This window comes from Vibrio sp. vnigr-6D03 (assembly GCF_002835515.1).
GTDB lineage: Bacteria > Pseudomonadota > Gammaproteobacteria > Enterobacterales > Vibrionaceae > Vibrio > Vibrio penaeicida.
In genome coordinates this window covers 184117-197679 of record NZ_PIZL01000020.1, presented here as the reverse complement: position 1 = coordinate 197679, position 13563 = coordinate 184117, and the positions used below count along the sequence as shown (strand labels likewise).

Genomic DNA, 13563 nt, shown 5'->3' with positions numbered 1-13563 from the left:
CTATGTCACGTACTATTATGCTTATCCCTACTAGCGCAGGTGTTGGTCTTACCAGTGTTAGCATGGGCGTTTTACGCGCTATGGAGCGTAAAGGCGTTAAAGTTTCATTCTACAAGCCAATCGCACAGCCACGCAGCGGCGGTGACCAACCTGATCTGACGTCAACTATTGTTAGTTTCAATAGCGACATGAAAATTGGCGATCCTACACCGATGACCCAAGCTGAAGCACTTATTGGTGCTGAAAAAATGGATGAGCTGCTTGAAACTGTAGTTGAGCGTTACAACCGAATTAACAAAGATTCCGATGTAACACTTATCGAAGGTTTGGTTCCGACTCGTAAGCACCCATTTGCTAACCAAGTAAATGCCGAGATTGCGAAAACGTTGGGTGCTGAAATCGTATTTGTTGCGACACCAGGCACTGACAATCCAACTCAGTTAAAAGAGCGAATCGAAGTTGCTTGTTCTAACTTTGGTGGAACAAAAAATAAGAGCATTTCTGGCGTTATCATTAACAAGTTGAACGCCCCTGTTGATGATGCTGGTCGTACTCGTCCTGACCTGTCTGAAATCTTTGATGATGCAGACAGTGCGCACCAAGCGAACCTAGAAGTGATGCAAATATTCAACTCTAGTCCAATTCGCGTGCTAGGTTGCGTGCCTTGGAGCATCGACCTGATTGCTACTCGTGCTATCGATATGGCAAAGCACTTGAACGCAGATATCATTAATGAAGGCGATATTGCGAGCCGTCGTATCAAGAGCATAACGTTCTGTGCACGTTCGCTTCCAAATATGATTGAGCACTTCCGACCTGGCTCTCTGCTTGTTACATCAGCCGATCGTCCAGACGTTATTGTGGCAGCTGCTTTGGCTTCAATGAATGGCGTTGAAATTGGTGCGATTTTACTGACAGGTGGCTACGATATCCCAAGAGAAATCGTTGACCTATGTAAACCTGCTTTTGAAACAGGATTGCCGATCTTCAAGGCACAAGGTAACACTTGGCAGACGTCTTTGAACCTACAAAGCTTTAGCCTAGAAGTACCCGCAGATGACCGTGAGCGAATTGAGTTCGTTAACGACCACGTTGCCAGCCACATTGATGGCCCTTGGATTGACACCCTAACTGAAGGCTCTGCTGCAGTTCGTCGTCTAAGCCCACCAGCATTCCGTTACCAGCTAACTGAATTTGCTCGTCGCGCTGCAAAACGTATTGTACTTCCTGAAGGCGATGAGCCACGTACCGTGAAAGCTGCAGCTATCTGTGCAGAACGCGGTATTGCGGAGTGTGTACTTTTAGGTAACCCAGAAGAGATTAAGCGTGTAGCAGAACAGCAAGGTGTTGTTTTAGGCAGTGGCGTTGAGATCATCGACCCAGCAGTCGTTCGCGAAAAATACATTGCTCGCTTGGTTGAGTTGCGTAAGAACAAAGGCATGACGGAAGTCGTTGCACGTGAGCAGTTAGAAGACACAGTGGTTCTTGGCACAATGATGCTAGAGCGCGAAGAAGTTGATGGCTTGGTTTCTGGAGCGGTTCACACAACAGCTAACACCATTCGTCCACCACTTCAGCTTATCAAGACGGCGCCTAGCGCTTCTCTTGTTTCGTCTGTGTTCTTTATGCTTCTGCCTGATCAAGTTTTGGTTTACGGTGACTGTGCTATCAACCCAGATCCAAACGCGGAACAACTAGCAGAAATTGCGATTCAGTCGGCAGATTCTGCAGCTGCATTTGGTATCGATCCACGCGTTGCAATGATCTCATACTCGACAGGAACATCCGGTCAGGGTGCAGACGTTGAAAAAGTACGTGAAGCAACCAAAATTGCTCAAGAAAAGCGTCCTGACTTGGTTATTGATGGTCCACTTCAATACGATGCTGCAATCATGGAAAACGTAGCTGCTTCTAAAGCACCTAACTCTCCGGTAGCGGGTAAAGCGACTGTATTTGTATTCCCTGACCTAAACACAGGTAACACAACGTACAAAGCGGTTCAGCGTAGTGCGGATCTTGTTTCAATTGGTCCAATGCTTCAGGGCATGCGTAAACCAGTTAACGATTTGTCTCGTGGCGCTTTGGTTGACGACATTGTTTACACTATTGCACTGACTGCCATTCAGGCAAAACAAGCAGAAGAAGCCGAAGCTTAATTCTGTGAGATAATTAAAAAAACCGCCTGTTGGCGGTTTTTTTGTGCCTGTTCAAATTGATTTTAAAGCTTTTGATAAATCGACCATTCACAAAGTCGACCTTTCACAAATAAGAAACCCCCTTCCTCGAAGAGGAAGGGGGTTATGTCTATAGGGTAACCAAATTAAACGTTACGCTTGAATACCAACAATCAGCCATGGCGCATTAGGTTGTGTTAAATCACGCTCTAAATGCCAAACGTCTGTGATGTCTTCTTCTACACCTTCTGCTGCATCGCGGTAACGACCACTAAATTGAAGGCTAAGCTGTGCAGACGTTGCATTGTGATCCGCACGAACAATTTCAGCGTCCACGTACATAACGTCAGTGTGTTGCTCGCCTTCTAGCTTTGCACGTTCTGCAGATAGGTCATCAAACAAACCTGGAGAAACGTACTCACGAATCGTTTCTAGTTCGTTGTGATTCCAAGCTCCTTGCAATTTGCGGTAGTGCTCACGAGAACCATTAACAAATGCAGCATGATCAAAACCCGGTGGGTAATTGTGTGGAACGTCACTTGTACCTGCAGCTCCAAATCCGCCAGATAACGGCTGAGTCTGCTCGAAGTTATGAACATTTGGCTGCTGTTGTGGTTCAAACGTATTGCGGTTTGCACCAGAGTAAGCCGGTTGTTGTTGATTCATACTGCCTTGCTTAGAGGCAAGCATACCTTTCATCAACTTAAAGATAACAAAGGCAATCAATCCCATGATCAGAATATCCATAAACTGGATACCTTCAAACGCACCGCCAAAGAATGCTGCTAGTAGTCCGCCCGCAAGTAAACCGCCTAGCAAACCACCCATTAAGCCTTTTTTGCCACTGGTTTGTTTACCTTGATCTTTGCCGACAGTATTAGTGTTTTGTTGTTGCTGTTTTGGAGCAGGCGCAGTTTTGTGGCTTTTACCAAATGATTTACCACCACCGAATTTCTTTGCTTCAGCAATCGGTGCAGCGGTGACGGAAATCATCAATAAAGCGACAAACGCAAATAATCGTTTCATCGTTATTTTCTCTTAATTCTGATTTTAACAGTACGTACATATGGGCAACCCAAGCGAAAAACAAGGCGACACAAGTACTTTAAGAATCATAGCCTCAAGTTGTTAACATTAAAATACGTGCAACACAAATGTGTGTTTCAGGATATTGCTAATAGAATCATCATTAAGTTCTGCAATTCATTGAAAAATGAAAAAACTGTACGTAGATACGCTTCCGTACAGCTCAGATTTCAGTAATTTGAGCTCACAAGTGTTTCTCGTCTTGACCCCTATATAAGCGACACTTAAAATAATGAACATTGTTCATTTTAATACATTCAACCATGGCCAGACGTAACGATCATACACGTGAAGAATTGATAGCACTTACCCTTGATAACGTGAAATCTTTCCTTGAAGAAAAACCTCACCACGAGCTCAGCCTCAGAAAGATTGCCAACATGATTGGTTACGTCCCTAGCACTCTTGTAAATGTATTTGGCAATTATAATTTATTGCTATTACAAGCCGTTGCACAAACTTTGGATGAGCTATCGCAGCAAGCAGAAAAAGCCGTTGAGGATGCTCAGCACCCCATTGATGCCCTACATAAGCTGGCGTATTGTTACCACGATTTTGCTTTGGCACACCCGCATCGCTGGCAGCTGATTTTTCAGCACACGATGAACGGGGAAGAGTTACCAACTTGGCAGTCAGAGCGAATAGACAAAATGACTGGCATGCTTGAGAGCCTAATTCAAATGATCACCCCTGAAGGATCTGATCAGAACGTAGTCGAAGCCAGTCGAGTTCTTTGGGCAGGTGTACATGGAATTACCTTGCTTAGCGTAGACGATAAATTCTTTTCTGCGTCGCCAATCGATGGCAAAATTTTAATCGACAACTTACTGTCCAACTATTTAGCTAACTGGCAAGCATAAGGAATTTGAATGCCTAACCAGCACCCGTCTTTAATGACACAAAAGCGCTTTCTCCCGTACTTTATTACACAATTTTTTGGCGCATTTAACGACAATATCTTTAAAAATGTCTTGTTGTTATTTGTTGCTTTCGCCGGAGCTGAAGCCCTTCCTGTATCAAGTAATCTATTTATAAATCTCGCGGCCGGTTTGTTTATTCTGCCTTTCTTTTTGTTTTCGGCTTCCGCTGGCGTCTTAGCAGACAAATACGAAAAGAGCGCCTATATACGGAAAGTGAAGTTAGCGGAAATTGCCATCATGACATTGGGTGCTATCGGTTTCGTGACCGAAAGCTACTTGATATTGCTGATTCTGCTCTTCTTGATGGGAACACAATCTGCGTTTTTCGGCCCGGTTAAATACGCTTTGCTTCCTCAACATTTAAAGCGCGATGAGCTTGTTCCAGGAAATGCATTGGTAGAAACGGGGACTTTCCTTGCTATTTTGCTAGGCACCCTTGGTGCTGGTGTCATTGCATCGGTCGATAATGCGCCCACTGTCGCCGCACTGTGCGTTGTCGGGTTTGCTTGTTGTGGTTACGTAGCAAGTCGTTCTATCCCAGAGGCAGCGCCTACCGCTCCAGATGTCGAATTTAAGTGGCGTCCAATTTCACAAACGAAAAACACGTTGGCGATAGCGAAACGTGACCGTGTCGTTTTACAAGCCATTATGGCCATCAGTTGGTTCTGGTTCCTTGGTGCGAGCTACCTCACTCAGTTCCCAAATTACACAAAGCTGCACTTAAATGGCAATGAAAGCGCTGTCTCTTTTCTGCTTGCGCTGTTTTCAGTTGGAATTGCCATTGGTTCAATGGCGTGTGACCGTATATCCAAACATAAGTTGGAACCCGGTATCGTACCTGTCGGTAGCTTTGGTATCAGCGTTTTTGGTGTCATGATGGCAACGCTCACTCCTGACTCTTTACCGGTGTTCAGCGATTTTACGAGCTTCCTTACCTACCCTGATCTTTGGCCTGTGTTCTTTAGCTTGCTCATGTTGGGCGCATCTGGCGGTTTGTTTATTGTTCCACTCTATACATTGATGCAAACACAAGCGCGTGAAAATGAACGAGCCCAAATCATTGCTGCCAACAACATTTATAACTCCATTTACATGGTGGGTAGCGCGGTGTTGGGCATTGTGTGCCTTAGCGTGCTCGAACTGGCTATTCCAACCCTCTTTTTACTGCTTGCCGTATTGAATATATTTGTTGCCACTTACGTGTATTGGCAAGTGCCTATGTTCTTATCTCGATTGGTGTTGTGGATGTTCACCCACACCATGTATCGAGTTAAGCACAAGAACCTGACCAACATACCAAAAGAAGGTGGGGCTTTGATTGTCTGCAATCACGTCAGCTATATGGACGCCCTACTTATGATTGGTGCTTGCAAACGCCAAATACGTTTTGTCATGGAAGAGGAATACGCTCATTTCCCTCCGATTAAAACACTATTGGAGAACGGTGGCGTTATCGCGATTGACGGAACTAATAGTCGCTCTGTTCGCCAAGCATTTAATGAGGTAAAAAAAGCACTCAATAATGGCGACGTTGTTTGCATTTTCCCAGAGGGTCGATTGACCAATGACGGCAACATGAATTCGTTCATGCGCGGTATGGATTTGATCCTTAGGCGTTCCCCAGTCCCTGTCATTCCAATGGCACTCAAAGGGCTTTGGGGCAGTTACTTTAGCCGTTCAAAAGATGGTAGAGCTTGCCATGGTTTCCCACGACGCTTTTGGTCCAAAGTGGAGATTGAAGCAGGCCAACCTGTTCAGCCAAAAGATGCCACAACAGAATACATGTTTGAAAAAGTATCTGAACTTCGTGGCGACTGGCGCTAACCAATATTACTTTTTCGACCAAAACTATACTCAAAAAAACCAAAAGAGCGGCTAACACGCTCTTTTGGTTTGGATTAGTTCTAACTCTAAGCTTGATCGCTTTCAGGCTCGTTCACTAAGCCACGTTTCCAGCCATTTCCTAGAGATCTTAACTCCTCCGTGTTTTTGGGGATCGCTTGGCATTAAATGATATTCAATCGGCCACTTGAACTTTTCTAGCTTACTCGCCAGAGTACGTTCATACACTTTTTTAGGCTGTAGCGAATCCGTATCAAGAAACGCAATTGGTCTGAAACCATAGACTTCATCCTTAACTGGAATGACTATGGCGACACGAACATCAATGAGAGCACTGAGCGTCGCTTCAATTTCTTCGCAATGGACGTTTTCGCCACCCGAAATAAACCGGTTATCTTTGCGGCCAACGACAATCAACTCGCCTTCTTCTAGGTAACCCAAATCTCCCGTTGAAAACCAACCATCTTCATCTTGTAGCGGTTTAATCTGCCCTTGACGGTAATACCCACTGGATAACGTATCCCCTCTAAGCCTAATCTCTCCCTCAACGCATTGTATTTCTCTGCATGGTAGAACCTTACCCGAGGAAGGTTTTTGATTGGTGCGCTTTGCTGTCACAGTCGATGCGGCTTCAGTAAGCCCATACCCCATCCAAGTATCGATACCTCGGTTTTGGGCACCGTCAATAAGAGTATTTGGAATGTGACTACCGCCAAGCAACACTCTTTTCAGCAAGCCTATATCGTCACTCTCGAGAAGCCGCTTTAACTGAGTAGAAACCAGTGACGCGTGAGTAACAAACCTCAAATCATGGAGCCACCCTTTTGTCGTAGGAATAGACATCGCCGCACCTGATACCAACCACCGCCAGAATATGGCAAGCCCTGATACGTGATAAAGAGGTAGACTTAATAACCACGAGTCACCCCATTTAAATTCAAATTCACTCAACAGCCCTGTTGCGGAAGTAATATGATTGGACTCCGTGTGAGCAACCGCTTTCGGATCGCCCGTGCTCCCAGACGTGAAAATTAAACTCGAAATCGCTAACTGTAACTCTGGAGAAACAAACCGATCCTGCTTTTGGCACTCCCACTCACCTGACGGTTGCTGCTCAAACACCAATTTAGGGGTGATGGACTCCAACTTTTTCTTGATGATCTCTCTCGGTGAAAACGCAATTGGGGCAAAGATCGCCCCAATTTCTTGGCAACTCAGTGCGATCTTTACAAGAAAGTCATCGTTTTTTCCAACACACGCAACCACGTCCCCAGCAGCGACGCCCATTTCATTCAAAGACTCGCTACGGGCAATCACCTTATTAAGTAACACTTCCCACGTTACATGTTCATCTTCATTCACTAGCGCGATTTCGTTTGAACGAGCTTTCGCCCATTTACGCAGTAAAGAGTCTTTTTGTGGTAAAGGGGCTTTTTGCGGTAAAGGCACCTCTGGCAATAGCGTGTTATTTGGCAATGGCATGTCCTGTGGGTTGACGTACTTTTTAACCACTATGTGTTTTTAGCACTGAAACACGAGCTCTTGGGAGTCCAGCGATGTGATGGGTAAGGATGAACCCGGCCAAGGGACTTCAAGTTGTGAAGCAAATAAGCTCAGGGTATCAAGCCCCGGTATACTGCTCGGTGTAAGCCAATGCGCCAAGCGGGCAAGTTGATTTAGCCCCAAACTGGACTCCAACGAAGAACTAATCACACTGGATATACCCAGTTTTTCCGCTTGTTTGACCAACGCGGCACAACGTTCAATCGACCCAATCAAACTCGGCTTAATCACCAAGCTTTTCACTCCGGTAAGTTCCGATAATTTGAAGCCCTCTTCTTTAACTGCATGTTGAAGCGTTTCATCCCAAGCGATAGCAATGCCAGTATCGATAGCAAACGCTAGGCTTTCACCTGGTCTTTTACAGGGTTCTTCTAAGAAGGCGATTCGTTGTCGGTATGAAGGATTAACATGACTCGCGAACTTGCGTGCTTCTTCTGGCGACCAAGATCGATTGGCATCAAGACGAAGGGACAAATCAGGGATGGATTCAAGAAACAGATTCACCAACATTCCATCACGAATAGGCTCATAGAGACCAACTTTGATTTTGGCTACCTTCTCTCCCTGAATGTGGCTAAGGATAGGCAGTAGCTCGTCTGGATCACCAGTACAAAGTGGAGCAACATTGTAGTTGCCGTTTTCAGGCAGCCCACCCGCCAATTCCATTTGAGCAATAGATAACCCGAATGCAACCGATGGAAATAAGTCATCTAATTTCAATGCCCCCTCACTTGCCCATAATGCGAGTGCTTGTTGTAATTGCTCTCCTGCTTCATCGAAACTTTCTTGGCTAAAACCTGGAAGAGGTGCAACTTCACCGTATCCGGTTTTCCCCTTATCGGTAAGTTCAACAATCCAACCTTCTCGTTGAGGAAGTTTTTGATCACGTAATATCACCCCGCTATCCATAGCCAGCTGATACCTATAGAGCTTTACATTTCGCATAGAACTATCCTTTTCCTACCTAACTGAGTGGCAAATTACTTTCACGTCAATTGATTTTATTAGACATAATTTGCCAATGACGTTGTTATATACTCAAGCTACCTAAGTAACCAATTAGGGATTGCGAGGGAATTTATCAAAGTCAGGGCGGCGTTTTTCATTGAATGCATTCCTACCTTCTTGCCCTTCATCCGTCATATAGAACATCATGGTCGCATTACCTGCGAGCTCTTGAAGCCCAGCCTGACCATCACAATCCGCATTTAATGCCGCTTTCAAACAACGCAGTGCCATAGGGCTATGTTGTAATGTTTCTCGGCACCAGCGTACTGTTTCCTTTTCGAGATCTTCAATCGGTACAACGGTATTCACCAGCCCCATATCCAGTGCTTCTTGTGCATCGTAGAATCGGCACAAAAACCATATCTCACGAGCCTTTTTCTGCCCGACAATTCGCGCCATGTAAGATGCACCCCAACCGCCATCAAACGATCCAACTTTCGGTCCAGTTTGACCAAACTGAGCATTCTCGGCGGCAATGGTCAGGTCACACATCATATGAAGAACATGACCACCACCTACCGCGTAGCCTGCCACTGCGGCGATCACGGGTTTTGGGCATGTTCTAATCTGACGCTGGAAGTCTAGTACATTCAAATGATGTGTGCCGTCATCATCTTGATATCCACCATAATCGCCACGGATTTTCTGATCACCACCACTGCAGAAAGCGTCTTCACCTAGCCCTGTTAGGATGATCGCCCCGACCTTATTGTCGTATCGAGCATCAGCAAGAGCGTGAATCATCTCATTCACCGTTTGTGGTCGAAACGCGTTTCGCACTTGGGGGCGTGCGATGGTAATTTTGGCGATGCCATCGGATGATTTATGGTAATGAATATCTTCATAACGATTACTTGAGCTCACCCACTCAACCGGAGCATAAAGCTCCTCTTCTGTAATACCGACCGTTCTTGCCATAGTTTTCTCCGGAAGTTATGACTGAAGTTTGTACTCAGTCACACATTGATTAATGATTTGAGCAAATGCTGCAGGTTGCTCCTGATGCACATTGTGCCCAGCATTTTTAACTAAACTGAACGTCAACCCACTTGATTCCGCTAACGTTTTGAATTTTTCATCTTTGTCGCCACAAACGTATTGAACGCAATCGTGCCTTAATATTTCGTCCAGCAAATAGGGTTGTTTCGCTAATGACGTAGCACATAACATTCTCGATAAGCCGACCGTATTATTATTTCGTCTTTGGTTGATAACACTTTGTCTTTGCTCATGATTTAATGAGTTAAACACTGGTTGTTGATACCAGCTTTGCAAAACCTGCTCTATATCTTCATTGGCAAAGCGTTTCGCCCATTTAATGTCGTTTTTCCATCGGGCATCTTTTTCCAATTCACTTTGTAATCCAAAATGGCCACCTTCTAATACGACTTTTACAATATTGGCTCGATCCCAATGACCATTCGCTAAGCCAGACATCGCAATCCGTGCGCCCAGAGAGTACCCAACCAAAATAACGGGGGTATTTTGCGACAGCCTCCTCTTCAGAGTGCGCTTTACTTGTTCGCACGCTTCAGAAAAATTCGCAGCCGTAACAGCGGCACTTCTACCATGCCCGGCTAAATCAATGCCTAAGCAGTTAAATTCATTCAAATACTTAGAAGTGGTTTGCCAATCAAAGGCACTGCCTAAAAAACCATGGAGAAACACCACTACAGGCTGGTTTACATTTGCTTCATGGTAAGCCAACCATTGACTACCTAAATGCATACTGGCTCCCTAAGTCATTACAGACCTGTTCCGTAATGGGTTTTAGCTCGCAGGATGTTTGCTCCGAAGGGGTAATCAGTTCAACCAACAAAGTGCCATTTCCCGACGCTAAGTGGCTTACGATTTCTTGTATGCAACTTGAAGTATCACTTGGTGCCGCGAAACTCAAACCGAATTGCATGGCTGCGTGCTTGAATTGATACCCATGCGGCATTTGATAGAGCGCTCTTTTTCTCTCTTTGGGCACGGGTAATAAATCGAAAATAGCACCGCCATCATTATTGGAAACCAATATAACTGAGGGGTGAGTATTGGCATGAGTCCAGAGAGATAAAGAGTTGAGATCATGCAATAAAGAGGTGTCCCCAATCATAACTAAAGACTTATTTTTACTGGCTGAGTGCACACCTGCTGCCGTTGCAACCAAACCATCAATCCCTGACGCTCCACGGTTTGAATAGATTTCGAGTTCAGGTGTTTTCGCCAGCATATCCACCAATCGAACCAGCAAACTATTACCAAGGAATACCGTAGGTTCATCCAAGGTATAGTCGAATAAACGCATGACTAAATCCGCTTCAGAACAGGCTACAAATTCGTGAGAACGAATAATCTTTTGAGTGATTTCTGATACTTTTTTTAAAGCATCTCCCCAACCGTGATATTGAACGTCTGAAGGACTTATTTCGGTCAACGCGTTTTCACACCAAGAACCGACATCCGCAATAACTCTATGCTGCACTCTATGGCTTGGGTTCAGTCGTTGCTGATAAGGCTGAACGATTTGATAATCACAATGGTCACCGAGTGTTTCTATCCAATTTAATAGGCGTTTTGAAACGAGCCTCGCCCCAAACTGAAGAATCAAATTGCAGTCGTCTAACGCTTTACTGGCCTCGGGGCTTCTTAGCCAGAGATCGTAATGCGCAAACTCGCTGCTCACCCCACTTTGCGGGTCGCAGAACACAGGCCAACCTAAGCACTTCGCAAGCTCTAGCGCCTTTTGAGATTCAGATAAATTCAATGAGCCAAGAATCACGACGCCTTTTTTGCTTTCTATTGAGTGGACTTGGCTAAATGAGCCAGGTGAAAGGTTGGATTGAGAATGAAAGTGAGACACTCCGGTTAAGAGAGAGCGAGATTCATACCAAGGCTTTACTTTCAGAAGATAAGGATCATCGAAATTTGCTTCATTTCCATCATAAAGCGGCTCAGGATATGGGCAATTGAAATGAACGACACCGCCATGCTCGGATTGAAAATGCATTGCCTCATCAACAGTGGATAGCAGCCAATTAGGAGGGATTCGTGTATTTGGACTTGGAAGATTGACGGCTTTGCTTACATGTGAGGAAAAAATTCCCATTTGGTCGATGGCTTGATTTGCACCACAATCGATAAGTTCCACAGGGCGATCTGCGGTGAGTACAACAAGTTTCTCTCCCGTCAGGTTGGCTTCACATATTGCGGGCAGTAAATTAGCTACCGCCGTCCCAGATGTCACCACAATAGCGACGGGATTATGAGAAGCTTTTGCCAAACCTAACGCGTAAAATGCTAAGCCACGTTCATCAAAGTGGCAATGAAGGTTTAATGACAAATTGGCATCAGCTTCTAAGGTTAACGGTGTTGATCGCGAACCTGGTGCGATGCAAATATCTTCGACGCCAAATCGGGTTAACTCTTCTAAGATCAGCGTTGCCCAAACACGATTCAAACTCGCTTGTTCAATCATGATGCTACCTCCACTTCTGGCAGCGTGCTAAATAGACTCAGCAGCGTTGACATTTTCTTGTCTAATTCCTGCCACTCTCTGTCTGATTCTGATCCCGGAACAATTCCCGCTCCGGCATAAAAATGAATGTGTTTAGCGGTAATTTTTGCACTTCGGATGGCCACACAGAATTCGGCTTCTTCTCGATTAAAAAAACCAACATTGCCGCTATACCATTCTCGGTTAATGGGCTCGTATTTTTGAATAAAATCGAGTGCTTCTTCTCTTGGGCGCCCCGCAATAGCGGCGGTTGGTTGAAGTACAGATAGGATGGATTCACCGCTCGTTTTTTTCGATATTTCTGCCTTAATCACCCTGCGTAAATGCTGAACCTTGGACAACTTTTTGATGCTAGGAGATTGCTGAATTTGAATTTGACTGCAAAGAGGCGCCAAACGCCCAACGATGTCTTCAACAACGAGCTGATTCTCTCGCTGATTCTTTGGATCGTTAAGCAGCCAAGTCGAAAGCGACAAGTCTTGTTCAGAGCTGCTCCCTCTTCCTACCGTTCCTGCCAAGGCTTCCGTTTCTAACTCCAATCCAACACGTTTGTATAGCCGCTCAGGTGTCGAGCCCACAAATGCAATCTCTTCATCGATGGCAAATGCAAAGTGATAACTTCCCTCGTTCTTTATCTGGCTCAAATGAACAAAAGCAAAAGGAGAAAATGTGTGGGTTTGTTCAAATGTTGTTTGACGAGCAAGAACTACCTTTTTCAATGCACTGCTTTGAAATTGGGTTAACGCTCGAACGACCAATTCATCCCATATCTTTGCTGTAGGTTGATGTTCAACAAAGGTGAGCTCAGGCAAAGGAACCTGGCGGGAAACGCTAGAGCAACCGGCACTCAAAGAAGCTAACGCGTTCAGAGTACTACTTATATCGCTGGAGAGATTAACGCTTAGCGTCCAATCGTTGTCATTTCGAATCAATTCTATTTGAGGAAGAAAGCAATAAGATTCGGGTTTTATGTTGGTATTGGTTTTAGTATTGACACTATACCGTTCGTGCTCTGCAAAGTTCGAAACGACCCAGATGTTTTGCTTCGGCTTAAGCCCGACTTGCGCATCAATAGTCGATCGGAATTGGGAGACTTGCCCTAGTGTGGCAGCTTCAATATTTCCGCCTCTCGATTTCCAGTACAGCTTAGGGGAATGAGGCTGATGTTCTAACCAATCAAGCAAAGAAAAACTTGAATCAAGTTCAATAGGTAAACTGATTCGATGTTGGTGTTCCTTTCCTTGGTAGACACATTCAATTAGTTCGTTAATTTTTGCTTGTAGTGGCAACAAGGCAATCTCACTCTGCTTCAAACTGAGATCATCTTATCTTAGGTCGGCTATTCTATTTGTTGATGTTAAACAAATATGAGCGGATTTAGGGAAAAATTCGGGCTACACAAAAATTGATATTCAAGTTACCTGAGGTGCATGATTCAAGTAATTTGACCCTGTATGTCAGAACAATA

Annotated in this window: 10 protein-coding genes; 3 read left to right on the top strand and 7 right to left on the bottom strand. The window is 44.9% G+C overall.

All coding sequences use genetic code 11. The annotated features are described in order from the left end of the window. Nucleotides 1–2: 2 nt before the first annotated feature. Entirely contained in the window at nucleotides 3–2156 is a 2154-nt protein-coding gene (gene pta, locus CW749_RS17725) for a phosphate acetyltransferase (RefSeq protein WP_101113603.1), read from the top strand. A gap of 171 nt (nucleotides 2157–2327) precedes the next feature. Here the strand turns inward: pta and CW749_RS17720 are convergent, their stop codons facing one another. After that, a complete protein-coding gene (locus CW749_RS17720) occupies nucleotides 2328–3200 on the bottom strand; it encodes a Tim44 domain-containing protein (RefSeq protein ID WP_101113602.1) in 873 nt (290 codons plus the stop codon). A gap of 323 nt (nucleotides 3201–3523) precedes the next feature. Here CW749_RS17720 and CW749_RS17715 point away from each other — a divergent pair, with 323 nt between their 5' ends. Beyond that, nucleotides 3524–4120: a TetR-like C-terminal domain-containing protein gene (locus CW749_RS17715; RefSeq protein ID WP_101113601.1), complete on the top strand. Its 597-nt coding sequence runs from the start codon at nucleotides 3524–3526 to the stop codon at nucleotides 4118–4120. 9 nt (nucleotides 4121–4129) lie between these two features. Then, complete coding sequence (locus CW749_RS17710; RefSeq protein WP_101113600.1) at nucleotides 4130–6004, top strand: MFS transporter; 1875 nt, start codon at nucleotides 4130–4132, stop codon at nucleotides 6002–6004. Between the two features lie 102 nt (nucleotides 6005–6106). Here the strand turns inward: CW749_RS17710 and menE are convergent, their stop codons facing one another. The 6 genes from menE to CW749_RS17680 all read right to left on the bottom strand — a co-directional run bounded on the left by menE (nucleotide 6107) and on the right by CW749_RS17680 (nucleotide 13408). Beyond that, on the bottom strand, nucleotides 6107–7498 hold the full coding sequence (gene menE, locus CW749_RS17705) for an o-succinylbenzoate--CoA ligase (protein WP_343232634.1): 1392 nt from the start codon (nucleotides 7496–7498) through the stop codon (nucleotides 6107–6109). A gap of 45 nt (nucleotides 7499–7543) precedes the next feature. Beyond that, on the bottom strand, nucleotides 7544–8530 hold the full coding sequence (gene menC / locus CW749_RS17700) for an o-succinylbenzoate synthase (RefSeq protein WP_101113598.1): 987 nt from the start codon (nucleotides 8528–8530) through the stop codon (nucleotides 7544–7546). A gap of 114 nt (nucleotides 8531–8644) precedes the next feature. Further along, nucleotides 8645–9511 (bottom strand): 1,4-dihydroxy-2-naphthoyl-CoA synthase, encoded by an 867-nt coding sequence (menB, locus tag CW749_RS17695; protein WP_101113597.1) that lies wholly within the window; start codon nucleotides 9509–9511, stop codon nucleotides 8645–8647. A 15-nt stretch (nucleotides 9512–9526) separates the two neighbouring features. Further along, a complete protein-coding gene (menH, locus tag CW749_RS17690; protein WP_101113596.1) occupies nucleotides 9527–10321 on the bottom strand; it encodes a 2-succinyl-6-hydroxy-2,4-cyclohexadiene-1-carboxylate synthase in 795 nt (264 codons plus the stop codon). Then, nucleotides 10308–12056 carry a 2-succinyl-5-enolpyruvyl-6-hydroxy-3-cyclohexene-1-carboxylic-acid synthase gene (gene menD / locus CW749_RS17685; protein WP_237322481.1) on the bottom strand — a complete coding sequence of 583 codons (1749 nt, stop codon included), beginning with the start codon at nucleotides 12054–12056 and terminating at the stop codon, nucleotides 10308–10310. Before menD ends, menH begins: the two co-directional genes overlap by 14 nt. Then, the gene (locus CW749_RS17680; RefSeq protein ID WP_101113594.1) at nucleotides 12053–13408 is read right to left on the bottom strand and encodes an isochorismate synthase; all 1356 of its coding nucleotides are present in this window, start codon (nucleotides 13406–13408) and stop codon (nucleotides 12053–12055) included. Before CW749_RS17680 ends, menD begins: the two co-directional genes overlap by 4 nt. Nucleotides 13409–13563 lie beyond the last annotated feature (155 nt).

What these genes read in the sequence shown, in the direction of transcription:
- menB (WP_101113597.1), bottom strand. Translation starts at nt 9,511, where the DNA reads ATGGCAAGAACGGTCGGTATTACAGAAGAGGAGCTTTATGCTCCGGTT.
- CW749_RS17720 (WP_101113602.1), bottom strand. Translation starts at nt 3,200, where the DNA reads ATGAAACGATTATTTGCGTTTGTCGCTTTATTGATGATTTCCGTCACC.
- pta (WP_101113603.1), top strand. Translation starts at nt 3, where the DNA reads ATGTCACGTACTATTATGCTTATCCCTACTAGCGCAGGTGTTGGTCTT.
- CW749_RS17710 (WP_101113600.1), top strand. Translation starts at nt 4,130, where the DNA reads ATGCCTAACCAGCACCCGTCTTTAATGACACAAAAGCGCTTTCTCCCG.
- menD (WP_237322481.1), bottom strand. Translation starts at nt 12,056, where the DNA reads ATGATTGAACAAGCGAGTTTGAATCGTGTTTGGGCAACGCTGATCTTA.
- CW749_RS17715 (WP_101113601.1), top strand. Translation starts at nt 3,524, where the DNA reads ATGGCCAGACGTAACGATCATACACGTGAAGAATTGATAGCACTTACC.
- menC (WP_101113598.1), bottom strand. Translation starts at nt 8,530, where the DNA reads ATGCGAAATGTAAAGCTCTATAGGTATCAGCTGGCTATGGATAGCGGG.
- menH (WP_101113596.1), bottom strand. Translation starts at nt 10,321, where the DNA reads ATGCATTTAGGTAGTCAATGGTTGGCTTACCATGAAGCAAATGTAAAC.